The organism is uncultured Algimonas sp., assembly GCF_947498175.1.
Taxonomy (GTDB): Bacteria; Pseudomonadota; Alphaproteobacteria; order Caulobacterales; family Maricaulaceae; genus Litorimonas.
On sequence record NZ_CANMJB010000001.1, the window covers coordinates 433314 to 457395 of the forward strand.

Annotated in this window: 25 protein-coding genes; 14 read left to right on the forward strand and 11 right to left on the reverse strand. The window is 63.2% G+C overall.

All coding sequences use genetic code 11. The features are described 5' to 3' along the window. Positions 1-260: 260 nt before the first annotated feature. From glyA to hemA, 4 genes are all read right to left on the reverse strand, one after another. Positions 261-1574, reverse strand: a complete 1314-nt coding sequence (gene glyA, locus Q0718_RS02155) for a serine hydroxymethyltransferase (RefSeq protein WP_298912769.1) — start codon at positions 1572-1574, stop codon at positions 261-263. Positions 1575-1642: 68 nt separating this feature from the next. Next, positions 1643-1930 (reverse strand): type II toxin-antitoxin system RelE/ParE family toxin, encoded by a 288-nt coding sequence (locus Q0718_RS13655; RefSeq protein WP_366523782.1) that lies wholly within the window; start codon positions 1928-1930, stop codon positions 1643-1645. After that, positions 1920-2168, reverse strand: coding sequence for a type II toxin-antitoxin system ParD family antitoxin (locus Q0718_RS13660; RefSeq protein WP_366523783.1), 249 nt, complete (start codon positions 2166-2168; stop codon positions 1920-1922). Before Q0718_RS13660 ends, Q0718_RS13655 begins: the two co-directional genes overlap by 11 nt. A gap of 44 nt (positions 2169-2212) precedes the next feature. After that, positions 2213-3445 (reverse strand): 5-aminolevulinate synthase, encoded by a 1233-nt coding sequence (gene hemA / locus Q0718_RS02160; protein WP_298912774.1) that lies wholly within the window; start codon positions 3443-3445, stop codon positions 2213-2215. A 131-nt stretch (positions 3446-3576) separates the two neighbouring features. Here hemA and hemB point away from each other — a divergent pair, with 131 nt between their 5' ends. Further along, positions 3577-4563: a porphobilinogen synthase gene (gene hemB / locus Q0718_RS02165; protein WP_298912777.1), complete on the forward strand. Its 987-nt coding sequence runs from the start codon at positions 3577-3579 to the stop codon at positions 4561-4563. Here the strand turns inward: hemB and Q0718_RS02170 are convergent. Continuing rightward, positions 4560-5420 (reverse strand): NAD(P)-dependent oxidoreductase, encoded by an 861-nt coding sequence (locus Q0718_RS02170; RefSeq protein WP_298912780.1) that lies wholly within the window; start codon positions 5418-5420, stop codon positions 4560-4562. The genes hemB and Q0718_RS02170 overlap by 4 nt on opposite strands. A gap of 104 nt (positions 5421-5524) precedes the next feature. Between Q0718_RS02170 and Q0718_RS02175 the strand changes: the two genes are divergently transcribed. The 8 genes from Q0718_RS02175 to Q0718_RS02210 all read left to right on the forward strand — a co-directional run bounded on the left by Q0718_RS02175 (position 5525) and on the right by Q0718_RS02210 (position 16242). Further along, entirely contained in the window at positions 5525-7348 is a 1824-nt protein-coding gene (locus Q0718_RS02175; RefSeq protein WP_366523784.1) for an SLC13 family permease, read from the forward strand. Between the two features lie 43 nt (positions 7349-7391). After that, positions 7392-8123 carry an arginyltransferase gene (locus Q0718_RS02180; protein ID WP_298912786.1) on the forward strand — a complete coding sequence of 244 codons (732 nt, stop codon included), beginning with the start codon at positions 7392-7394 and terminating at the stop codon, positions 8121-8123. Continuing rightward, entirely contained in the window at positions 8093-9265 is a 1173-nt protein-coding gene (locus Q0718_RS02185; protein ID WP_298912789.1) for a TRAP transporter substrate-binding protein, read from the forward strand. Before Q0718_RS02180 ends, Q0718_RS02185 begins: the two co-directional genes overlap by 31 nt. A gap of 219 nt (positions 9266-9484) precedes the next feature. Next, a complete protein-coding gene (locus Q0718_RS02190) occupies positions 9485-10033 on the forward strand; it encodes a TRAP transporter small permease subunit (RefSeq protein WP_298912791.1) in 549 nt (182 codons plus the stop codon). After that, positions 10030-11592: a TRAP transporter large permease subunit gene (locus Q0718_RS02195; RefSeq protein WP_298912794.1), complete on the forward strand. Its 1563-nt coding sequence runs from the start codon at positions 10030-10032 to the stop codon at positions 11590-11592. The genes Q0718_RS02190 and Q0718_RS02195 overlap by 4 nt, the downstream gene beginning before the upstream one ends. 37 nt (positions 11593-11629) lie before the next feature. Continuing rightward, on the forward strand, positions 11630-12199 hold the full coding sequence (locus Q0718_RS02200) for a LemA family protein (RefSeq protein ID WP_298912797.1): 570 nt from the start codon (positions 11630-11632) through the stop codon (positions 12197-12199). Positions 12200-12214: 15 nt separating this feature from the next. Beyond that, on the forward strand, positions 12215-13261 hold the full coding sequence (locus Q0718_RS02205; protein WP_298912800.1) for a M48 family metallopeptidase: 1047 nt from the start codon (positions 12215-12217) through the stop codon (positions 13259-13261). A 71-nt stretch (positions 13262-13332) separates the two neighbouring features. Beyond that, complete coding sequence (locus Q0718_RS02210) at positions 13333-16242, forward strand: pitrilysin family protein (protein WP_298912804.1); 2910 nt, start codon at positions 13333-13335, stop codon at positions 16240-16242. Positions 16243-16292: 50 nt separating this feature from the next. Here Q0718_RS02210 and Q0718_RS02215 read toward each other — a convergent pair whose 3' ends face one another. After that, positions 16293-17321, reverse strand: a complete 1029-nt coding sequence (locus Q0718_RS02215) for an aspartate-semialdehyde dehydrogenase (RefSeq protein WP_298912806.1) — start codon at positions 17319-17321, stop codon at positions 16293-16295. Between the two features lie 93 nt (positions 17322-17414). Then, the gene (locus Q0718_RS02220) at positions 17415-17747 is read right to left on the reverse strand and encodes a hypothetical protein (protein WP_298912808.1); all 333 of its coding nucleotides are present in this window, start codon (positions 17745-17747) and stop codon (positions 17415-17417) included. 48 nt (positions 17748-17795) lie between these two features. Between Q0718_RS02220 and Q0718_RS02225 the strand changes: the two genes are divergently transcribed. Together Q0718_RS02225 and Q0718_RS02230 are read left to right on the forward strand one after the other, a co-directional pair. Further along, positions 17796-18242, forward strand: coding sequence for a hypothetical protein (locus tag Q0718_RS02225; protein WP_298912810.1), 447 nt, complete (start codon positions 17796-17798; stop codon positions 18240-18242). A gap of 4 nt (positions 18243-18246) precedes the next feature. After that, positions 18247-18708 (forward strand): hypothetical protein, encoded by a 462-nt coding sequence (locus tag Q0718_RS02230; RefSeq protein ID WP_298912812.1) that lies wholly within the window; start codon positions 18247-18249, stop codon positions 18706-18708. Between the two features lie 16 nt (positions 18709-18724). Here Q0718_RS02230 and Q0718_RS02235 read toward each other — a convergent pair whose 3' ends face one another. Further along, positions 18725-19303: a DUF2799 domain-containing protein gene (locus Q0718_RS02235; protein ID WP_298912815.1), complete on the reverse strand. Its 579-nt coding sequence runs from the start codon at positions 19301-19303 to the stop codon at positions 18725-18727. 163 nt (positions 19304-19466) lie between these two features. Between Q0718_RS02235 and Q0718_RS02240 the strand changes: the two genes are divergently transcribed. The 3 genes from Q0718_RS02240 to Q0718_RS02250 all read left to right on the forward strand — a co-directional run bounded on the left by Q0718_RS02240 (position 19467) and on the right by Q0718_RS02250 (position 22509). Continuing rightward, complete coding sequence (locus tag Q0718_RS02240; protein WP_298912817.1) at positions 19467-20483, forward strand: patatin-like phospholipase family protein; 1017 nt, start codon at positions 19467-19469, stop codon at positions 20481-20483. A 95-nt stretch (positions 20484-20578) separates the two neighbouring features. Continuing rightward, positions 20579-21943 (forward strand): hypothetical protein, encoded by a 1365-nt coding sequence (locus Q0718_RS02245; RefSeq protein ID WP_298912819.1) that lies wholly within the window; start codon positions 20579-20581, stop codon positions 21941-21943. Beyond that, entirely contained in the window at positions 21943-22509 is a 567-nt protein-coding gene (locus tag Q0718_RS02250) for a hypothetical protein (RefSeq protein WP_298912821.1), read from the forward strand. Before Q0718_RS02245 ends, Q0718_RS02250 begins: the two co-directional genes overlap by 1 nt. 12 nt (positions 22510-22521) lie before the next feature. Here the strand turns inward: Q0718_RS02250 and Q0718_RS02255 are convergent, their stop codons facing one another. The 3 genes from Q0718_RS02255 to cysE are packed head-to-tail and all read right to left on the reverse strand — an operon-like array spanning position 22522 to position 24061. Beyond that, positions 22522-23046, reverse strand: coding sequence for a gamma carbonic anhydrase family protein (locus Q0718_RS02255; protein ID WP_298912823.1), 525 nt, complete (start codon positions 23044-23046; stop codon positions 22522-22524). Further along, positions 23046-23258, reverse strand: a complete 213-nt coding sequence (locus tag Q0718_RS02260) for a DUF3126 family protein (protein ID WP_298912825.1) — start codon at positions 23256-23258, stop codon at positions 23046-23048. The genes Q0718_RS02255 and Q0718_RS02260 overlap by 1 nt, the downstream gene beginning before the upstream one ends. Next, complete coding sequence (cysE, locus tag Q0718_RS02265; protein WP_298912827.1) at positions 23255-24061, reverse strand: serine O-acetyltransferase; 807 nt, start codon at positions 24059-24061, stop codon at positions 23255-23257. The genes Q0718_RS02260 and cysE overlap by 4 nt, the downstream gene beginning before the upstream one ends. Positions 24062-24082 lie beyond the last annotated feature (21 nt).

Below are 24082 nucleotides of genomic sequence, written 5' to 3' on the forward strand. Positions count from 1 at the left end.
GCCGTGTAACTTGGCCTGGCAGGAAGGAGAAATGCGCTTCGCTAAAATCGGGCGCGGTTCAGTTTCGCGAACTCCGGTGTGCAGGCGGCAATGGCAGAGACCGGACGTCAACAGAGCCGCGCGAAGGACCTGTCACCTCCTATATCCGGAACGTGACCAAAGCCGACATAGCCCATTCCGGCCAGCCCGGGGCATATTGTCGACCTTGACGAAAAGGCTGGAACGCGGCCCCCGGCCCCGACCGATGCCGAAGACGACCCCTATGCGGAGACGCTCTCGTAGATCGGGAAGCGCGCCGTGAGCGTCTTGACGCTCTCGCGCACGCTGGCTTCGACCTCGTCATTACCTTTCGGACTGTCGACAAGGGCATCTAGCACTTCGGCCATCAGCAGGCCGATCTCGCGGAATTCCGCTGGACCGAAGCCGCGCGTCGTCCCGGCCGGGCTGCCGACACGGATGCCGGAGGTAATGGTGAACTTCTCCGGATCGTTGGGAATGCCGTTCTTGTTGCAGGTGATGTAGGCCCGGCCGAGCGCCTTCTCGGCCGCCCTGCCCTTTACGCCTTTGGGCGTCAGATCGATCAGGGCCAGATGGGTGTCGGTCCCGCCGGACACGACGGCGTAGCCTGCCTCGACGAGTGCCCCGGCCATGGCGCGGCAGTTTTCGACGACACGAGCGGAGTAATCCTTGAATTCCGGCTGCAGGCAATCGCGGAAAGCCACGGCCTTGGCCGCGATGACGTGCATCAGCGGCCCGCCCTGCAGTCCCGGGAAAATGGCCGAGTTGAACTTCTTGGCCAGCGCTTCGTCATTGGTCAGGATCATGCCGCCGCGCGGCCCGCGCAAGGTCTTGTGCGTCGTCGTCGTCGCCACGTGGGCATGCGGGAAAGGACTGGGATGCACGCCGCCCGCGACGAGCCCGGCGAAGTGGGCCATGTCCACGTGCAGGTAAGCCCCGACCTTGTCCGCGATCTCGCGGAAGCGGGCGAAGTCGATCACGCGGCTATAGGCGGAGCCGCCGCAGATGATGATCTTGGGCTGGTGCTCCACGGCCAGACGCTCGACCTGGTCGTAGTCGATCAGGTGGTCGTCATCCTTCACGCCGTAGGACACGGCATTGAACCATTTGCCGGACAGGTTGGGCGGCGCGCCGTGGGTCAGGTGCCCACCGGACGCCAGATCCATGCCGAGGATCGTGTCGCCGGGCTTGATCAGGGCGAGAAAGACCCCCTGATTGGCCTGCGAGCCGCTATTGGGCTGGACGTTGGCATATCCGCAGCCGAACAGCTTGGTCGCCCGGTCGATGGCCAGCTGCTCCGCCACGTCGACATGCTGGCAGCCCCCATAATAGCGACGCCCCGGATAGCCTTCGGCATATTTGTTGGTCAGAACGGATCCCTGCGCTTCCATCACCGCGTGAGACACGATGTTCTCCGACGCGATCAGCTCGATTTCCTGCTGCTGGCGCTTGAGCTCGTCCGCCATGGACGCGAACAGCTCCGGATCGCGCTCGGCGAGGGATTGGGAGAAGAAACGTTCGACGTATGCGGTCGAGTTCTGTTCGGCGACGGACATAGGTGCTCCCTGGTTCGTTACGCCCATAAACGTCCTAGCCGGGCCGAGCAATGCGGCAGAGTCCGGAATTAGAATATTTGGCTTGCGTCCTGTCTGCCGATTACACGGCGTATCAAGATAATGCCGGACCCTTCCTTTTCGAAGTAGATGACGTTCGAGCGGAAAACGCTACGACGTAATCCAGCACGTTCCGAACCGACCAAAGGAAACAGCTCAGGAGACGTGCAAAGAAGGTCTAGATGCGAGAGCAGTTCCGAAACGTAGCGCTCTGCGAGATGCTCACCGAAGCGTTCGATACCGAACGTGAAAATGTTATCGAGATCCTCGTCGGCTTTCGCGGAAAGCTTAACCGGCACGGCGATGATGCCGAGCCTTTACATCTTCCCAAATTTCGGAGGGTGACCGCTCGCTTATTCCGGACTCATATCCCTTATCGAGTTCGGCGCGGATCCAGTCAATTCGACGTTCTCTTCGACGCTCCTGTCTAACGAGGTCATTGATGACATCGCTCTTACTCGAATACTCACCTTTCGCGACTTGAGTTTGTAACCACTTGTCGTTGGCATCGGTGAATGTGACACTTTGACGGGACATGAGCACTTCCTTTGGTGCGACATTGCACCAAAGATGCACCACATTCAAGCCGCCTCGACGTGCTCCAGCTCGAACTCGTCCCACACTTCCGATAGCGCGCTCATCAACTCGTCCATCATCGCGTCGGTGTGGAACGGGCTGGGCGTGAAGCGCAAGCGTTCCGTACCGCGAGGGACGGTCGGGAAGTTGATCGGCTGGGCGTAGATGCCGTAATCTTCGATCAACCGGTCGCTGACCGCCTGGCACTTGACCGGATCGCCGACCATGAGCGGGACGATATGCGTGTCCCCGTCGATGAAGGGATAGCCGGCGGCGCGGAACCGGGCCTTCAAGACATTGGCGCGGTCCTGATGACGGTCGCGCATTTGCGGACTGATCTTGAGCACACGCACGGAGCGAAGAGCGCCCGCGGCCGTGGAGGGTGGAATGGAGGTGGTGAAGATGAAGCCGGAGGCCAAGCTGCGGATCGCATCGACGATCACCCGGTCGGCCGCGATATAGCCGCCGATCATGCCGAACGCCTTGGCCAGCGTCCCTTGGATGATGTCGACCCGGTCCATCAGGCCGCGCGCTTCGCAGACGCCGCCGCCTCTCGGCCCGTACATGCCCACGGCGTGGACTTCGTCGATATAGGTCAGCGCGCCGTACCGGTCGGCCAGATCGCAGATGCCTTCGATCGGCGCGATGTCCGCATCCATGGAATAGACGCTCTCGAAGGCGATCAGCTTGGGCGCATCCGCCGGTATGGCTTTAAGCTTTTCTTCCAGATCATTGAGATCGTTGTGCTTGAAGATGTGCTTGTGCGTCCGGGCGTTGCGGATCCCGGAGATCATGGAGGCATGATTCATTTCGTCCGACAGGATGTGCAGATCCGGCAGGATCTTGCTCATGGTGGACAGCGCCGCTTCGTTGGCGACGTAGCCGGAGGTGAAGACGAGCGACGCTTCCTTGGCGTGCAGATCGGCCAGCTCGCTCTCCAGCTGCACGTGGTAGCGCGTGGTGCCGGAGATGTTGCGCGTTCCGCCGGATCCGGTCCCGGCCGCTTCGACGGCGGACTTGACGGCCTCTACCACGCAATTGTTCTGGCCCATGCCGAGATAGTCGTTGGAGCACCAGACGGTGATGTCTTGTTCGCTGTGATCGTCCTTGAACCAGGTCGCCCGCGGGAACGCGCCTTTCTTGCGACGGATGTCGCGGAAGATCCTGTAACGCCCTTCCGCCCGGACGGCATCGACGGCCGCCTTGAACTGATCCCTGTATCGTACCGATGTGGTCACGTCTCACCTGCTGACTTCTCTTCGCTGGAATATAGACAAGACAAGCGTTAATGACCAGCAAACCCGCAGCGAAATTCTGCGCTTTTGTGACGCAAGACACAAGCGCCAGGTCATTGAAAGCATTCGATTAAATGAGCCAATTCCCCCAGCTAAGAATGCGTCGCAAGAGGCGCGCCGACTGGTCGCGCAATCTTGTGCGCGAAACTGCCCTCACCGCGCACGACCTGGTTCTGACGACCGTCATCACCGATTCCGTGGATCGGGAAGGCCCCGTCGGCAGCCTTCCCGGCGTGTCGCGGCTCGGCCTGGACGCGCTGGTCGCGCAGGCAAAGGAAGCGGCCGCGCTCGGCATTCCGGCCCTTGCGCTCTTCCCTCACATCGACCCGGCCAGGAAGAATGCGACGGCCAGCGAAGCGCTCAATCCCGACGGTCTTGTGCCCGAAGCCATCCGCCGCCTGAAGCGCGACGTGCCGGAAATCGGTGTCATCGTCGATGTCGCGCTTGATCCGTTCACCGACCACGGTCACGACGGGCTGATGCGCGGCGAGGTGATCGACAACGACTCCACGCTCGACATGCTGTCGCAAGGCGCCGTCATCCTGGCCGAGGCCGGTGCAGACATGGTCGCGCCGTCGGACATGATGGACGGGCGCGTCGGCGTCATCCGGGACGCGCTGGACGACGCCGGCCTGACTGAGACGATGATCCTGTCCTATGCCGCCAAGTTCGCGTCGGCCTTCTACGGCCCCTACCGCGATGCCATCGGCACGGCGTCGGCACTGAAGGGCGACAAGCGGACTTACCAGATGGATCCGGGCAACACGGACGAGGCCCTGCACGAGGTCGCAATGGATATCGAGGAAGGCGCCGACATGGTCATGGTCAAGCCCGGCCTGCCCTATCTGGACATCTGCCACCGCATCAAGGCCGAGTTCGAAGTGCCGACTTTGGCCTTCCAGGTCAGCGGCGAATACGCCATGATCCAGTTGGCCTCGCAGAACGGCTGGGGGGATAGCGAGCGCCTGCTGCTGGAGACGCTGACCGCGTTCAAACGCGCCGGATGCGACGCCGTGCTGAGTTACGGGGCCATCCGCGCGGCGCGATTGCTGGCTGGTTAGGTCTTGGGCAGGCTCCGGACCAAAGCGGAGGTATCCTGACGCCCGCCACCCATCTCTTGCACTTTCCCATAGGCGGCATCCACTTGCGCGGCGACCGGCAGGTCCAGCCCCATCGCTTCGGCCTCGCTCAGGGCGATGGCCAGGTCCTTGCGCATCCAGTCGATGGCGAAACCGAAGTCGAATTCGTCCGCGGCCATGCTCAGCAGCCGGTTGTCCATCTGCCAGCTCTGGGCCGCGCCGCCGCCGATCGCCGACAATAGCGCGTCCGGATCGAGACCGGCGGCCTGGGCGAAGCGCAAGCCTTCCGACAGACCTTGCAACGTCCCGGCGATACAGATCTGGTTGACGCATTTGGCCGTCTGGCCCGACCCCGCCGCGCCCAGATAGGTGATGGTCTTGCCGTAGCTTCGCAGCACAGGTTCCGCGGCATCGAACACGGACCGCTCACCGCCGCACATGATCGATAGACGGCCGGCTTCGGCGCCTGATTGGCCGCCGGAAATCGGGGCGTCGATGAAATCCACACCGGCATCTGCGAGACGCTTGGCTACCTCGCGCGCGCAATCCGGCGAGGCCGTCGTGTGGTCGATCACGGTCGTGCCCGGCGCCAGAGACGGCAGGGTGCGGTCCATGATGTCGAACACGTCCTGATCCGCGCCGACGCAGATCATGACGTAGTCGCAGCCCTCGACCGCGACCTCGAGCGTTTGTGCCGCGCCTTCGCCGTGAATGTCCTCCCATTCCTGTGCGCGTGATGGCGTCCGGTTCCAGACTTGGACGTCATGGCCGTTGGCCCGCAAATGTCCGGCCATCGGGAAGCCCATCACACCCAGACCCAGAAATGCGCATTTCGCCATGATCTATTCCTAAAAGACGTTACGCGATTTGTCCGAAACCGCTTGAGTTCGCCGCCGCCTATCGCCCATAGCGCGAGTCCAACGCAAGCGAGGTCGTCGTCGTAATGTGGGCTTTGCCCGAAACCGTACAGATGTGGAGCGTGTTCGCCATCGTGGCGGTCGGCGTCTATCTCTACGTCCGCGAACGGTTCTCCATCGAGGCGATCAGCGTCGGGCTGATCTTCGCCCTGATGGCGTTCGGCAATCTGTTCGCCGCGCCGGAACAGGATATGGGCAGCGCCACGCTGTTGTCCGGTTTCGCGGCGCCCGCACTCATCACCATCATGGCCTTGCTGGTCGTCGGTCAGGGCCTGTTCCAGACCGGCGCGCTGGAACGTGTGACCGTTTCGATCAACAAGGCGCTGGACAAGCGTCCGCGGCGCACGCTGGCCATGGTCTTCGGGGTCGCCTTCGCCGTGTCCATGTTCATGAACAACACGCCGGTCGTGGTCATGTTCATTCCGGTCCTGGCCGCCATGGCGGGGAAACTGGGCGTCACGGCCTCGCGCTTCATGATGCCGCTGTCCTTCCTCTGCATCCTGGCGGGGATGACGACCTTGATCGGCAGCTCGACCAACCTGCTCGTCAACGACGTGCTCGTGCGCTCCACCGACATGTCGCTCTCCTTCTTCACCCAATTCGTTCCGGGCATGGTGCTCGCCTCGATCGGCGCGGTCTTCATTATCGTCGCCTCGCCCTGGCTGCTGACCGAACGCGAATCCGAAGAACCGGCGCTGCAATCAACGGGGCAGCAATATATCGCTCAGATCCGCGTCGCGGATGGTCATCCGCTCGACGGAGTCGAGCCCGTGGCCGGACTCTACACGCAATTGCGCGACGTGACCGTCCGCATGGTCCAACGCGGCGAAACCTCGCTCCTGCCGCCGTTCGAGGAAGGGCTTCGGGCTGGGGACGTGCTGATCGTCGCGGCGACCCGCCCGCAACTCTCCGCCCTGCTCAAGACACGGCCGCAATATCTGCGCGGCATGCTCGATATTGGCGGCTTCTCGGACGGCGATACCGGACAGGACAGTTCGATCATGCTCTCGGAAGCCGTGGTCGCACCGGGTTCGCGCATGATCGGCCGCAATATCGAACAGATCGGCTTTCGCCGCATGACCGGATGTTTGGTCCTGGGCATCCAGCGACGCTCCCGCATGATCCGCAAACGCATGCTGGACATCCGGCTGGAGGCGGGAGACATTCTGCTCCTGTTCGGTTATGAGAGCGAAATCAGTGCCTTGCGTCAGAATCGTGATCTGATCCTGCTGGATTGGAGCACGTCGGAACTGCCGGATATCCGCAAGGCCAAAGCGGCGCGGCTGATCTTTCTGGCGACGATTGCTGCCGCCGCTCTGTCGCTTGTTCCCATCGAGATCGCCGCGCTCGGCGGGGCGCTGGGCATGATCGCCACGGGCTGCCTGAACATCCGCCAGGCCGTCCGCGCACTCGACATGCGCATCTTCCTGCTGATCGGAGCCGCCTTCGCCATGGGCCTGGCTCTGGAACGCACGGGAGGCGCGCTATTTATCGGCACGAACGTCGTCAGTGCCTTCAAGCCGTTCGGCACGCAGGCGCTGATCGCCGCCGTCTTCCTGGTCGTGGCGATCTTCACGAACATCATCAGCAATTCGGCGGCCGCTCTGCTGTTCGCGCCGATCGCCCTGTCGATCTCGCAGCAGGCCGACATCGATCCGATCATCATGGTGCTGACGGTGATCTTCGCCGCCAATTGCAGCTTCGCCACGCCCATCGCCTACCAGACCAACCTGCTCGTCATGGGCCCCGGCCATTACCGGTTCGGCGACTTCGCCCGTTTCGGCATTCCATTGATCCTGGTGATCTGGGTGTCTTACGTCTTGCTCCTGCCCGTTTTGTTTGGTCTTTAGGGCGGATGACAGGGACCATGGTCACAGGGGAGTCCGATCAGAGATGAGCCATCCGTTCGATCCGAACCAGCTTCAATTCTTCCTGACCATTCCGTCCCCGTGCCCCTATCTGCCCGGACGGATGGAACGGAAGATCTTCACCCAGCTCGACCCGCTCGACGGCCCGCACCTGAACAACTATCTCACCCATGCCGGTTTCCGGCGCAGCCAGAACGTCATCTACCGCCCGGCCTGCGAAAGCTGCCGCGAGTGCCGCTCGCTGCGCGTCAAGGCGGACATGTTCGAGCCAGGGCGCAGTTTCCGCCGCACGATCGCGCGCAATGACGACCTGTCCATCGAGGTCGCGCCCGCCATCGCCACCACCGAACAGTTCGCCCTGCTGGCCCGCTACCTGAAGCATCGCCATCCCGGCGGCGGCATGACCGACATGGATATGAGCCGCTACGAGATGATGGTCGAGGAATGCGCATCCGAGACCGAAATCGTGGAATATCGCGAGCCGGACGGCACGCTGATCGCATGCATGCTGATCGACCGGCTGATGGACGGATTATCCTTGGTTTACAGCTTCTTCGATACGGACGCTCAAGCCCGGTCGCTCGGCAACTACATGATCCTGGACCAGATCGGGCGCGCGCGGCTGGAAGGCCTGCCCTACCTCTATCTCGGCTATTGGGTGCCGGGCAGTCCCAAGATGGATTACAAGATGCGGTTCCGCCCCGCCGAAGTGCTGGGCCATCGCGGATGGATGCCGTTGCAGACGCCGACCGCGTGACGCGCCGGCGCGACATCGTGCTGGGGGCGGGCGCGCTGGCGGCGGGCGCGGGTGTCCTCGGCGCCCTGTCCGGCAGCGACAAGCCCGATCGGCCGCGCGCCGCACCTGACGGCGTCGCCGCACCCAACCTCAATCGCGGCATCAGGCGCTTCCGCATGGCGACCAGCTGGCCGAAGGACTTCCCGGGCCTGGGCATCATGCCGGAACGGTTCGCCGATGCCGTGCGCGCGATGAGCGACGGGTTGCTGGACGTGAAAGTCTATGCCGCGGGCGAGCTCGTCGGCGCGCTGGAATGCTTCAACGCCACCAGCACGGGCGCGGCCGACATGTACCACGCCGCGGAGTACTATTGGCAGGGCGTGTCGCCGGGCTTCACCTTCTTCACCGCCGTGCCGATGGGCATGACGGCCACCGAGATCATGGGCTGGATCGATTGGGGCGGCGGACAGGAGTTGTGGCATGAACTGTCGGCCCGCAACAATGTCATCGCCTTTCAGGCCGGCAATACGGGCCACCAGACCGGAGGCTGGTTCAAGCGCCCGCTGACGGGCTTGGAGGACCTGAAGGGCCTGCGGATGCGCATGCCGGGGCTGGGCGGCAAAGTGCTGACGGAGCTCGGCGCCACGCCGGTCCTGCTGCCCGGCGGCGAAATCTACCAGGCGCTGCAATCCGGCTCCATCGATGCGACGGAATGGGTCGGGCCGTGGAACGATCTGGCGCTCGGTTTCTACCGCGAAGCGCCGCATTATTACGTGCCGGGTTTCCACGAACCGGGGGCAAGCCTCGCGGTCGGCGTCAACCTCAACCGGTGGGCGGGCCTGTCGACCTCGGAACAGGCCATCATCCGCCATGCCTGCAAGTCGGCCAACGATCAGTCCATCGGCGAATACACGGTCGAGAACGCCCGCGCGCTGGAAACGCTGCGCGACAGGCACGGCATCGAACCGCAGCTCATGCCGGACGAGATCCTGCGCGCCGTCGGCGACACGGCCGACGCCATCGTCGGCGACCTGGCGCAGGGCGATCCGCTGGTCACGCGCATCTTCGACAGCTACATCGCCGCGCGCAACCGCTACGCCGAATGGACGGAGATCAGCGACGGCGCCTTCATCAGAGCCCGCGCGCTCCGGCAGCAGGGCTAGGTAGACCGTGGACATGATCTTCAGGACAAGGCCGTCTCCGGCAACGAAGGCCGGGGACAATGATCGTGCCTATGGTCTTGCAAAGATGTGCAGGATCTAGCCCGGATGTTGGGGGACACGATCAAGGCGATCGGCTGGATTTTCAGCCCGGCTTTAGTTTTGCCGTTTGTCTACCTGATTTATAAGCCTTATTTTCTGCAGGCGTCTGCTAGCGCGTTCGTGCGGACCATTGACACGATCAACCACGGCGTTGGCGAGATCGCCAAATGGTCCCTGCCCCTGCTCGTCATCTCGGTTGCAGCCTCCGTCTTCGGTCTGTCGGTCTTCGGCACCGCCAACGTGAAATGGCTGGAAAGCGCCTTTTACTTCCAAGCCATCGTGATCCTGCTGGGCGGCGCGGCGACACTGCTGGCCGGTCAGCATGTCCGGGTGGATGTCTTTTATGCCGGCATGGGCCGGAAGTCTCGTGCGCGGGTCGATCTGGCCGGATTCTACCTGCTGCTCGCCCCGGTCTGCATCCTGATCCTGTGGAACAGCCAGACTTTCGTCGGTTTCGCCTGGCGGACCTTCGAGGGCTCGACCGAAAGCGACGGCATCCGCGGCGTGTTCCTGCTCAAGACGCTGATCCCCATCTTCGCCCTCACCATGCTGATGCAGGGTCTGGCCATCGCGCTGCGCGCGGCCATGACCCTGCGGGACGATCCCCAGCCGGACCTGCCGGACGGCGTGCCCCCTCTGTTCAGCGATGTCGAAGGCGGCCCGCTGTGAGCCCGTCGGAACTCATCGCCGCCCTGATGTTCGTGACCGCCTGCAATGCCCTGATGGCGGGCTACAACGTTGCCTTCACTCTGGCCGGGGTCAGCGTCGTGTTCGCCGCCATCGCCAGTGGGCTGGGCCTGTTCGATGTCAGCTTCTTCCTGTCGCTGCCCGCGCGCATCTACCCCCTCATCACGCGGGAAATCCTGATCGCCGTGCCGCTCTTCGTCTTCATGGGCGTGATGCTGGAAAAATCGCGCATTGCCGAAGAGCTGCTGCAGAACATGGGCGACCTGTTCGGGCCGTTGCGCGGCGGGCTGGGCATTTCCGTCGTGTTCGTCGGCGCGTTGCTGGCAGCGTCGACCGGGATCGTCGGGGCGACCGTCGTCACGATGGGCCTGCTGAGCCTGCCGACCATGCTCAAGCGCGGCTACGACATCCCCCTCGCCTCCGCTTCCATCGCGGCGTCGGGAACGCTGGGACAGATCATCCCGCCCTCCATCGTGCTCGTCATTCTCGGCGACCAGATCGGCAACGCCTTCCAGGAAGCGCAGCGCTCCTACGGGCTGCAGACCGATGCCGTCGTGTCGGTCGGCGATCTCTTCGCGGGCGCGCTCCTACCGGGCCTGATTCTGGTCGCCGCCTATGCGCTCTACATCTTCGCGACTGCCGTGTTGACACCGGCCAAGGCCCCGGCCCAACCCTGGCCGGACGACACGGATGCCAGAGCCTTGCTTTGGAAATCCATCAAAGCGATGGGACCGCCCCTCTTCCTGATCGTGGCCGTGCTCGGCTCGATCCTGTCGGGCTACGCCACGCCGACGCGCGGGGCCGCGCTAGGCGCGCTCGGGGCGATGCTTCTCGCTGCGACGCGGATGGCGCCGGAGCGCCGGAAATGGCCGCTCTGGGCGGCGGTGGCCCTGCTCGCGCTCGTTGGGCTGGATCTGACAGGCATCGATCTGCGCCTTGCGCAGACGCGATGGACGACGGTGGAAACGGTGGCGATCCTGGTGGCCGCCCTCCTCGTCCTGATCGGGTTGTTCGGCACCTCGGTCGGGTCGCTGCGCCTCTGGCGCAACGGGCAGCTCGCCGACGTGTCGCGCACGACCATGCATATCACGGGCATGGTGTTCGTCATCCTGATCGGAGCGACCGTGTTCAGCCTCGTCTTCCGGGGGCTCGGCGGCGACGACATGGTGGCCCACCTCATGGCGTCCGCGCCGGGCGGGACATGGGGTGCGTTCGCCTTGGTCATGCTCGTCATGTTCGTGCTGGGCTTCTTCCTCGATTTCATCGAGATCACCTTCGTCGTCGTCCCGCTCGTCGCGCCGCCCTTGCTCGCGGCCGGGTTCGACCCGGTCTGGCTCGGCGTGGTGATGGCGCTGAACCTGCAGACGAGCTTTCTGACGCCGCCCTTCGGCTTCGCCCTCTTCTATCTGCGCGGGGTTTCGCCGCCCGAAGTCACGACGTCCCATCTCTATCGCGGCGTCGTTCCCTTCATCGCGATCCAGCTCGCGCTCATAGCCCTGCTCATCGTTTTTCCCGGTCTGGTCACGGGATGGCTGGATTAGGCTTGCGGCGAAGCGCCGCGGCCCGTAACTTGCCCGCATGACAACGCTCCTCGTGATCCTCGGCATCGTCGCCGTCCTCGCCGTCCTGATCATCGGCATCTACAACCGCTTGGTCGCGCTGCGGCAGACGACGAACCAGGCCTGGTCGGACATCGAGGTGCAGCTGAAACAGCGCCAGGACCTCGTTCCCCAGCTCGTCAATACGGTCAAAGGCTATGCCAAGCACGAGAAGGAAACCTTCCAGGAAGTCATCGAAGCCCGCAACCGCGCCGTCAGCGCCGACACGGTCGAAGGCCAGGCGCAAGCCGAAGGCATGCTGTCCGCCGCGCTCGGCAAGCTGTTCGCGCTGGCCGAAGCCTATCCGGAGCTGAAGGCCAACACCAACTTCCTGCAGCTGCAGGACCAGCTGTCGGACGTCGAGAACAAGATCGCCGCCTCGCGCCGCTTCTACAACAACGCTGCTCAGGAGTATAACACGGCGCGCGAACAGTTCCCGGCCGTGCTGATCGCCGGGCCGTTCGGATTTGCGGAGCGTGAGTTCTTCGAAGCGCCGGAAGGCCGCGAGACGTTGCAGACGCCGCCCGTCGTCGATTTCGGCACCTCCTAGGGGCGCCGCGCCGTCATGTTGATCGAAGCGACCGGGCTTCGCACGCACATCTGGAACAACAATCTGCGCAGCGTGGCTCTGCTGTGCTTTTTCCCGGTTCTGTTACTGCTCCTCTTCTACGGCCTCCTGATCGGTTTCGTCGGCATGTCCGGATCGGGCACGCTCGAAACGGGACTGACCGAAGCCGCCGCCATGCTGCCGACCGCCGCGCCCTACGCGCTTGCCGGAGCCGGGGCCTGGTTCGGGATCGCCTTCTTCAGCCACAACGCCATGATCAATGCGGCGACGCGCGCCAAACCGGTGACGCCGAGCCAGGAGCCGCGCGCCTATCGCATGCTCGAGACGCTCTCCATCTCGCGCGGCCTCACGACGCCGCGCCTGATGGTGATGGAAACGCCCGCCATGAACGCGTTCGCGTCAGGCATTCGCAAGGAAAACTACCAAGTCACGCTGACGCGCGGCCTGATGGACGCGCTGGACGACGAGGAGCTGGAAGCCGTCATCGCGCACGAACTCAGCCACATCATGCACAAGGATGTGCGGATGCTGATCATCGCGGTGATCTTCGTCGGCATCTTCGCCTTCGTCGGCGAGATGATCTTCCGCAACATGTTCCGGGTGAATTTCGCGCGCTCGTCCAATCACCGCCGTTCGGGCGGCGGCAATGCCGGCGTGCTGATCCTCGTCGCTTTCGTCGTCGTGGCACTCACCTACGTCATCGCGCTGATGATCCGCTTCACCATGAGCCGGAAGCGCGAATACATGGCTGACGCCGGTGCGGTGGAGCTGACCAAGAACCCCGATGCCATGATCCGCGCCCTGCAGAAGATTTCCGGGAACGCCGAAATGGCGACCGTGCCGGACGAAGTGCGCGAAATGGCGCTCTACAATCCGCGCACGGGCCTGGCGGGTTTGTTCACGACCCATCCCCCGATCGAGAAACGGATCGAGGCGTTGGTGAAATATGCAGGTGGCCGCACCGACACGCAAAGCCGTCCAAGGCGGCGGCATCCGCAATCTAGCCGCTCGGCCGGAGGCGATCTTCGCAATCCGTGGCTGTAATCCTATCTATGGACAGCCGCGCCTTCGGCAATTACGAAAAATCAAATCAAAACGACGTTCAGGGGACTTTCATGACTTCCAAGCTTGCCCGCTTTCTTCTTCTCGGCACCGCCACCATCGCTTTCGCAGCCTGCCAGCCGGCCGATGACACAGCTTCGACCGACTCACCGGAGGCCGCCGTCAGCGAGACCGTCGAAACCACCGCAGTGCCGGACCGGTTCGAACTGGTCGAGCGCTACACGGGCGAGGATGCCGAAGTCGCGATTCCATACGAGAAATACGTTCTGGACAATGGCCTGACCGTCGTCCTGCACGAAGACGATAGCGACCCGCTTGTCCATGTGGATGTAACGTATCATGTCGGCTCGGGCCGCGAGGAGATCGGCCGCTCGGGGTTCGCACACTTCTTCGAACATATGATGTTCCAGGGCTCGGAGAACGTCGCCGACGAACAGCACTTCAAGCTGATCACCGAGTCGGGCGGGACGTTGAACGGCACGACGAACTCCGACCGCACTAACTACTTCCAGACCGTGCCGAGCAATCAGCTGGAGCGCATGTTGTGGCTGGAAGCGGATCGCATGGGGTATTTCCTCGACGCCGTCACGCAGGAAAAGTTCGAAGTCCAGCGCGAGACCGTCAAGAACGAACGCGGTCAGCGTATCGACAACCGCCCCTATGGCCTGCTGGGCGAGCGCATCGGGGAAGCCATGTATCCCGAAGGACACCCCTATAGCTGGTCCGTGATCGGTTACATGGAGGATCTGGACCGCGCCGATCTGGACGATCTGAAGCGTTTCTTCCTGCGCTGGTACGGGCCCAACAACGCCACGCTGACGATCGGCGGGGATATCGACAAGGCCGAGACATTGGCCATGGTGGAGAAATATTTCGGCTCCATCCCGCGCGGCCCGGAAGTCGAAAAACCCGAGAAGCCGCCAGTCGAGCTGGACCAGGACCGTTACATCTCGCTCGAAGACAATGTCCAGCTGCCGCTGCTCTACATGGCTTGGCCGACCGTGTCGGCGAACCATCCGAACGAAGCGCCGCTAGACGTGTTGCAGAACATCATGGGCGGTGGACAGACGTCCTTGCTCTACAAGAACCTCGACAAACCCGGGCTGACCGTTCAGTCCGGCGCCGGTCACGGCTGCCGCGAACTGCATTGCATGTTCACCCTCATCGCCGTGGCCAATCCCGCCAATGTGCAAAGCCTGTCGGAACTGGAGCCGATCCTGCGCGACAGCTTTACGGAGTTCGAGGAACGCGGCGTCCAGGATGATGATCTGACCCGGGTCAAATCCTCGATCGTGTCCGGGCTGATCTATGGATTGGAGTCCGTTTCCGGAAAGGTCTCGCAGCTGGCGTTCTATGAGACGTTCCGTGATACGCCCAACGGGATTTCCGACGACATCGAGCGTTACCGCAATGTCACCAAGGCGGATGTCGAGCGCGTCTATAACGAATACATCAAGGATAAGCCGGCCGTCATCATGTCGATCGTGCCGAAGGGGCAGCCGCAAATGGTCGCGCGCGAAGATACGTGGGACCGTTACGAACGCACCATACCGCCCAAGCAAGCCGCAGAGGACATCGAATGGACGATGCCGAGCGACGACTTCGACCGCTCCATCATCCCGGCGCCTGGCGAAAACCCGTCGATCAAGGCCCCCGACGTCTATGAAGGATCAGTCGCAGGCATCCCCGTCATGGGCGCCGTGAATGCTGAAACGCCGACCACGACGATCCAGATCCGCATGGATGTGGGCCAGAAGGAAGAACCGCTCGACAAGCTCGGCCTCGCCTCCCTGACGATGCAGATGGTCAGCGAAGCATCGGAGACGATGAGCGTGGAAGACCGGTCCAACGAACTCGACAAGCTCGGCTCGTCCATCAACGCGCAGGCCGGGGATGTGGAATCGACTCTGACGATCCGCACCTTGTCCGATAATCTGGACGAGACGGTCGCATTGGCCGTGGATACGCTGACCAGTCCGGCCTTCAGCCAGGAGGATTTCGACCGCGTCAAGGCCAATCAACTCCAAGGCATCGAGGCTTCGAAGAAGAATCCAGGCTATGTCGCGACGACCCTGTTCGACAAGATGGCATACGGCACTGGCAATGCTTTCGCCTACCCGCAGAGCGGCACGGCGGAAACGGTGCAGTCGATCACGCTGGACGATGTCAGGGCGTTCTACGACGCTCACGTCTCGCCAACCATTGGCAGCATCCTGGTCGTGTCGAACCTGTCGCAATCCGAGATCGAAGAAGCGCTCGCACCGTTGAGCGCGTGGGAAGGCGGCGATGTCGAACTGGCCGCGATCACGCCGAGCCTGTCGGCCGAACCGGGCACGATCTACTTCGTGGACAAGCCCGACGCGGCTCAGTCGGAAATCCGCATCGGCAAGCCGTCCCTGTCCTATTCGCCAACGGGCGAGTATTACCGGTCCACCCTGATGAACTTCCCGCTCGGCGGAGCGTTCAATTCGCGCATCAATCTGAACCTGCGCGAAGACAAGGGCTACACCTACGGTGCGGGTTCGCGGTTCATCGGCCAGCTCGACCGCGGTCAGTACCGCGCCTTCGGCGCTGTGCGCTCCGACGTCACGACGGAGTCGCTGCAGGAATTCCTCACGGAGATCCGCGGTTTTCATGAGAACGGACCGACGGAAGAAGAGATCGAGTTCACGAAATCCGCCATCGGCCAGTCCGAAGCGCGTCAGTACGAGACGCCGTTTCAAAAGCTGGGCCTATTGTCGCGGATGAACACCTACGATGTCGGGCCGGAGCATATCGCGGAGCAGAAACGCATTCTCGAAGCGTTCACGCGCGACGAGTCTGCGACACTCGCGGCCGAACATCTCGACCTGGACGACATGTTCATCGTCGTGGTCGGCGATAAGGCGACCCAGATGGAGAAGCTCGAAACGCTGGGCCTGCCGATCGTCGAAGTCGATGCGGACGGCAATCCGGTTGAATAGGTGGTTCCAAGTCATTGAAAGAAAAAGGCGCCCCGCGGGGCGCCTTTGTCTCATGCGCGGTTGAGCAACCCACGGTGCACGAGCAATTCCGCGATCTGGACAGCGTTCAGCGCGGCTCCCTTGCGCAGATTGTCGGACACGACCCACAGGTCGAGCGTGTTGTCCTGCGTGCTGTCCTCGCGGATGCGGGACACGAAGGTCGCGAACTCGCCAACGCATTCGATCGGGGTAATGTAGTTCGCGTCCTCGCCGTCGGGCTGGTCGATGACCATCAGCCCCGGGCTTTCGCGCAATAGCGCGCGGGCGTCGTCGGCCGACAGCTCCTCGGCCAGCTCCACATTGATCGCTTCGGCGTGGCCGACGAAGGTCGGCACGCGCACGCAGGTCGCGGCGACGCGCACGTCCGAGCCGAGGATCTTCTTGGTCTCGACCTTCATCTTCCACTCTTCCTTCGTGTAGCCGTCCTCCATGAACACGTCGATCTGCGGGATGACGTTGAAGGCGATCTGCTTGGGGAAGTTGATGGCCGGCAGGTCTTCGTTGGAATAGATGCCTTTGGTCTGGAGCCACAGCTCGTCCATCGCCTTCTTGCCCGCGCCGGACACGGACTGGTAGGTCGAAACGACGACGCGTTTCACGGTCGCGCGGTCGTGCAGGGGTTTCAGCGCGACGACCATCTGGATGGTGGAGCAGTTCGGATTGGCGATAATGTTCTTCTTGCCGAACTCTTCGACGGCATCGGCATTGACCTCGGGCACGACCAACGGCACGTCCGGGTCCATGCGCCAGGCGGAGCTGTTGTCGATGACGACCGCGCCTTTGGCCGCGATCCTGGGCGACCATTCCTTGGACACGGACCCGCCCGCGCTCATCAGCGCGATGTCGCATTTGGAGAAGTCGAATGTCTCGATGTCCTGGCACTTCAATGTGCGGTCGCCGAAGCTGACCTCGCGGCCCAGCGAATTTCGCGAGGCGACGGCATAGACCTGTCCGACGTCGATATCCGACTCGGACAGGATTTCCAGCATTTCCGTGCCGACATTGCCGGTCGCGCCGACGATAGCGAAATCAGTCGCCATGATGAACCTCTTGTGTGGAAAAGCGGGACGTATGAAAGACTGGGCCGCTTAGAAGATCGAAGTCCCGCTAGCAACCGTCGCCGGTGGCGCCGGTCAGCGCTTGCTGATCCGCCGCCATAGGAAGACTGCGATGACGGTCACGACGGCAAGCCCCGCGATTTCGATCCCCGACAGACCGAAGACAATATCCTCGGCCATCATCTGCGTGCCGGCGGAAACAGTGGGAGACTGGCCGGAACTGGCGATCATTGCCAGACCCAGCACGACAAGGACGCAGGCGCCGACCACGCCGAAGATGAGATTGTAGAACCGCTGGTCTGCGCGTCGCTGGGCCTGGCGGCGTTCCTGCGCGCGTTGGTAGCGGCTGGCGCGCCGCCTGGGTTTGGACTGAGGCGTTGCAGGCGGCTTGCGTTGCGGATCGTTCATGGCTGCGTCTTAACATGGCGCGTCCGGCCTTGCATGGTAAGAAGCGACATGCGTTCGTTTCTGCTTTCATTCGCCGCAGCCTGCCTTTGCGTGACGACCGCCGTGGCCCAGGTCGAGGCGATCGATCCTTACGGTCCGCCAGACCCGGCCGTCGAGGTTCCCTTGGAAGGCGAAGCCCTGACGGCGCTGTTCATGGACAAGACCCACCGCGGATATTACCAGTTCGGAGACTGGGACGATGCCGATCCGGCCTTCGTCGAACGGATGAACGCCGACGGCACGACCGTGCATGAACGCGACGGTGTCGTATCGCCCGGAACATGGAGAGCGCGCGCCAACGTCGTCTGCTTCGCCTACGAGGATTTGGACGGCGGCTGTTTCAACATGTATCAGCGCGGCAACTGCTATTATGCGATGTCGGCGTCGTCCCAGACCATGATCGCCGTCAGCGTGCTGGACGGTGAAACGCCCGATTGCGAGCCGTCCTATGCGTAGGATCATGGCGGCCGTAACGATCTGCATCGCCGCGATAGCCCCTGCCTACGCGCAAGACCCGTCCGATGCCCCGCCGGCGGATGCGGATTTCATGCCGGATCCGCGGACGGAAGCGCCTCTGGACGAGGAGGCTCTGAGAGCCGCCTTTTCCGGCCAGACGCATCTGGGCACCTACAACTTCAAACGCCCCGAAATCGATACCTTTTCGTTCCGGGAGACGACCAGCGCGAACGGCACGACGCGTCATTATCACGGCGACAAGATCGATACGGGCACATGGCGCATCATGTCCAACGTGATCTGTTTCACCTACGACAATTGGAACGGCGGCATCCACCGCGCCTGTTTCAACATTTTCCAGCGCGGCAATTGCTATTACCATTACGCGCTGAACCAGAACGGCAATTTCACCGCCCGCAGCGTCCATGCGGGCGAAACGCCGGACTGCGAACCCGCCATGGTCTGAGAGGTCGCTATCGGTTCTACGGTGTCCAGCGAGGCAAGCCGTTCAACTCCTCCAAGACGCGAATCTCGACCCGCAAATCATCCATCTGACGCTCCAGCCGTATGGCCTTGCGTTCCAACCGGCGAACTTCCTTGGCGCTCAGCCCGTCGGCCTCGTCCAACCGGTCCGTGACATTGAGCCAGGCTTTCCGCCGTGCCCGCCAGTCCGAGACGAGCTCGTCGCGCGTTTGCATGACCCGGTAGACATCATAGCCATCGGCATGCGCCACGAGATAATCGTGGTAGCCGCCCGCTTCGCACTCGGCATTCGGGCGCTCGCCGGACCGGCCGTCGCTGTAACCCGCGCTCGGACCGCAATAGCGTCGCAAGCCCATTTCGAGACCCCGGATATAGGCAAGCCGGTCCGGTGTGACGCCGAACTCCGCGCAACGCTCGCCGATATCCGCCAAGCGGGACCGCGACCGGCCCGCCTCGCCATCCTTGAACCCGATATCCTCCCAATTGCCGGCCCGGCAGGCGTCCTCGGATATGGACGCGCAGCCCGACAACGCCGCCATGGCGGCGCACAAGCCCAGTTTCGCGATGTCATGCCTCATGGTCTTCCCCCTTGATAGCCAACCCTGACTAACAGGGTCGCGCCCCACAGGCGATGAGCAATCCGTTCATCGTTCGCTCATGTCTTGCTTCCAATCGCGGCTTGTCATCCTCGACAACGACTTTCCCTTGCTGGCTATTGGCCGACATGATTAAGCGCGCCCTATGCGCCTGGACACGAAAACGATCGGCAACGGCAACAGGCCGCCGCTGGGTCTGGCCTTGGGCGGCGGCGTGGCGCGCGGATGGGCGCATATCGGCGCGCTTCGCGCCCTGATCGAAGCCGACATCGAACCGGATATCATCGCCGGAACGTCGATTGGGTCGGTCGTGGGGGCAGCCTACCTGGCGGGCCGGCTGGAAAGCCTGGAACGATGGGCGCGGGCGCTCAACCGCCGCCGGGTCATCCATTATATGGACCTGTCCTGGGGCGGGTCGGGCCTCATGAAGGGCGCGCGCCTGGTCAAGGTGTTGGAACATTATCTCAAGGATGTGAAAATCGAACATTTCGACCGGCGTTTCGCGGCGGTCGCCTGCGACCTGCGCACCGGCTACGAAGTCTGGTTGCAGCAGGGTCCGGTCATCCCGGCGATCCGCGCTTCCTACGCCCTGCCCGGCGCGTTCGAACCGGTCCGGATCGACAACCGGTACATGATCGACGGTGCGATGGTGAACCCGGTGCCCGTATCGGCATGCCGCGCGCTGGGCGCGCACATGGTGATCGCCGTGTCGCTCAGCGGCGACGCGTTCGGCCCGATCGGGTCCAGCCACGAAGTCGATTTCGACGACGGTTCCGAGATCGAGCCGAATGCCTCCGAGATTGCGATCATGGCGCACCAGTCGATCAACAAGTTAAGACCCGACCGTATCCTGTTGAAATCCTTGCTGGGTGGCACCAAGCGGGGGAAAAGCCCGCGGATCGGTACGGTCATGATGGGGTCGCTCAACATCGTCATGGACCGGCTGACCCGTTCGCGCATGGCGGGCGATCCGCCGGACGTGTTCGTCGCTCCTCGCATCGGTCATATCGGCATGTTGGAGTTCACGCGCGCTGACGAACTGATCGAACGCGGCTACCGCGCCATGCAACACGAAATCCCCCTGATCCGCTCTATCCTGGAAATCATCGGCGACATGCCGAGCGCAGCCTCGCCGACCGACGGCAGGATGGAAGAAGAGTGAAACCCGCCCGGCCTTAAGGGAAAATTAACGATGGCCACTCGCCCGTTCGGTGTCGGGGCGAGACACACAGACTGGCGGCCATTACCGCGTTCCGCATGACAGCCTATACGCATTCCGCTTCCTTCGGCCGCAGGGCCGTTCCGTCCGAAAGACGGTTTCGCAGAACGGTGGCGCCGGCGTCGCGATCATCGCAGCCCGTCACCTACCACGTCGCTCCGGCACAGCCTTCCAAACCGCGCCGCAGACGCGACTTCACGTTCTTTCTCGCCCCGGCGCGGCTGATCGCACTGATCTTTCTGGCCGCGGCCTCAGGACTGACGTTTGCGGCCGTGCATGCAGGCTTCGATGCCTACGAAACGGGTCTGCTCGCCCTGCTGAGTGCGGCAGCCGCCGCGATCGTGTTCCGGTCCGTGCCGCAAGGCCGCGACTCGCTGCGATCGGGCTTTGCGATGCTCTCCGGGATCTTCCTGTCGCTTTCGGCCATCGTCCTGTTACCCGCGCTCGACCTATGGCCCAGCGGTGGCGGACCGCTCATCCTGTCGCTGATCTTCACGATCATCGGCACTCTGACCCGGTCGCGCGCCTGCCTGGCCGTGGCCATCGCCGCACTGCTCGGACTGATGATCGATGCCGACGGGCTGACACGGATGCGGCTGGACGGACAGCTTGCCACGCTGGTTCTCTTTTCCATCGGGCTGTGCGGCGGGATCCTAGCCGGATCGCGCCTCATCGCCGGCATTTCCATCATCGCCGTCATGGCGTCGGCCATGACCCTGATGGCGGCATTCGGCATACCGACGGCCGGCGCCATGGCCATTCTCGCCGTTTTCGCGGCGGCCATGACCTTGCTTCTGAGGACCTACCGCGCCCAAGGGTTCTCCGCCGCCGGACTGCCCATGTCCATCGCCGGGATCGCCTCCGTCGCGGCGGCGATCATGTTCCAGCTCTACCTGCTCGGGGAAATGGCGCATGCCTCCGGCCAGTCGGCCCTCGTCATGCCGGGGTTCGGCATCGCACTTCTGATCGGTATCCAGGGCCTCGTCCTGTACGCGTCGATCATCGGCTGGCTGGCGCGGCGCATCGCGTTGGCCGACCTGATGCTGATGCAGGCTCTGTTCGGCCTGACCAGCACCATCATCTCGGATCCGTCGCGCCTGGCGCGCTTCGGCTTTCCCGCCCCGGCCGAACTGTTGGCGATCATGATCGCCATCGGGATTGGCGGTCTGGCCTATCTGTGCCTGCTGCGAGCCTGGCGCGCCTACCGCCCGGCTCTGACTGCGCTTTCGGCTCTGACGTTGATGATACAGGCCATCTTCGTGCTGCGAGGCGTCACGGGGACATTCGATGTGGCCCTGGCCGTTCTGATCTGCACCGGGCTGGCCGTCGCCATCGCGGTCGTGATGGTGCTCAACCCCCGCAATGTCGCACACACCCCTCTGACAGGATCAGTATTACGATGATGAACGAGACGACCGCTTTCGCACAGAGCCCTTCGGAAACGCAGGCGGACAAACGCTGGTATGTCTGCGTGTCGGATGCGGTCTATGGGCCCTTTTCGGACCCGACTCTCTGGGGTTACGTCCAGGAAGGGCGCGTCATCGCGGCGTCCGATCTGTCGTTGCGGCCGGACGGGGGTTTCCTGCCCGCCAAGGACTGGCTGGAGATCGCCCACTGGTTCCACACGCCTATTCCGTCTCCCGTCGTCGAGACGACGGCGCAAGCCTTGCCGGTCACCTATGCGAACCTCGCCCTGGTCATGGCGGAAATCCGTTCGGGGCGCACCGCCGACTTCTTGCGCGATCTGCGCCGTGCCGGCGAAGAGACGCGGCTGGGCGAGACGGTCTGGTTGCTTCGGACCAACGCCTCTCCGGACCAAGCTCATGCGCTGCTGGGGCCGTCGCTGGGCGTCGGCGACAGCCTGTTTGTCATGGATGCGACCCATGCGAAGTTCTCGGCCTACAATCTCGGCGAGGACGCGAATGCGGGACTGGAAGCGATCTGCGAAGCGCAGATCGGCGCACGATAGTTCCGGACGGCGTCAATCCAGGCGGCGCAGACCGTCGCGGAAGCGTTTCGCGTTCGATACATAGACGTCGGCGTTCAGTTTCAGCATCCTGGCTTCGGCGTCGCCGACCGTCTTGACGACACGTCCGGGCGCTCCGACGACGAGGCTGTTCGGCGGGATGACCTTGTTCTCCGTCACCAGCGCATGCGCGCCGATGATCGAGCCGGCGCCGATCGTCGCGCCGTTCAGGACCGTCGCACCGATCCCGATCAGGCAGCCATCCTCGATCCTGCAGCCATGCAGCATGACCTGGTGGCCGATGACGACGTCCGCGCCGATGACCAGTGGCTGGCCCGGGTCGGAATGCAGGACGGCATTGTCCTGAACATTGGACCGGGCACCGATATCGATGGGTTCGTTGTCCCCGCGCAGAACCGCCCCGAACCAGACCGAGCTGTCCTCGGCCATGATCACATTGCCGATCACGGCCGCCGTTTCGGCGACCCAGACGCTGTCGTGCAGGTCGGGGCCATGGTCGTCCAGCGCGTAGACCGCCATCAGCCGTCCAGATCCTGCTGCAGGATAGAGATGTTGAGATCGTAGGAAATGTCGTCCTTGTCCTCGTCGTCGATGTAGAGCAGCCCGAGGATCTCGTCGTCGAGATAGACTTCGACGCTGTCTTGTACCTTGCGCGGCGCAAGGCGGATCGCTTCGGTCTTGAACCGCGCGCAAAGATAGTCGCGCACGGATTTCATCTGTTCGGGGGTCATGACTCGATTCCTTGGTCCATGGCGGCGGCCGGATCCCCGCAGGATCCGCCGACCGGTTTGGCCGGCACGCCGGCGACTGTACAGTTCTCCGGCACGGGTTTCAGCACGACGGAGCCCGCCGCGATCTTGGCGCCGTCGCCGATCTCGATATTGCCGAGAATGGATGCGTTGGCGCCGATCAGGACACGGTTGCCGATTTTCGGGTGCCGGTCTTCGTCGGCCTTGCCGGTTCCGCCCAGCGTGACGCCCTGCAGGATCGAGCAATCGTCGCCGAGCCGCGCCGTCTCGCCCATGACGAAGCCGGTTGCGTGGTCCAGCATGATGCCGCAGCCGACTTCGGCCGCCGGGTTGATGTCCACGCCGAACAGCTCGCTGCTGCGCGATTGCAAGTGGAAGGCGACCAGGTCGCGCCCCGCCTTGTAGAGCGCATGGGCGCAACGGTGCGTCTGGATGGCGAGGAAGCCCTTGAAATAGAGGAAGCATTGCAGGTGGGAATGGCACGCCGGGTCGCGCTGTTTCACGGCCTGAAGGTCGCGGGCGATGCAGGGCACCAGGCACGGATCGCTTTCGATGGCTTCGGCCAGTACGGTGCGCAGCTTCAGGGACGAGAACTCGCTGCTGGAAAGCTTTTCGGCGAGATGGTTGACGAGCGCGGAGCCGAGATCCTCCTGGTCGAGGATCGTGGCGTGCAGCAGGGACGACAGGGCGACTTCCTTGACGGCATAGGCTGCGGCTTCGCGCTTAAGCGCGCTCCAGACGCAGACATCGTCGGCCTCGTCGCAAACGAGATTTACCTGGGACATGCCGTCGCCTAACCGACCCTC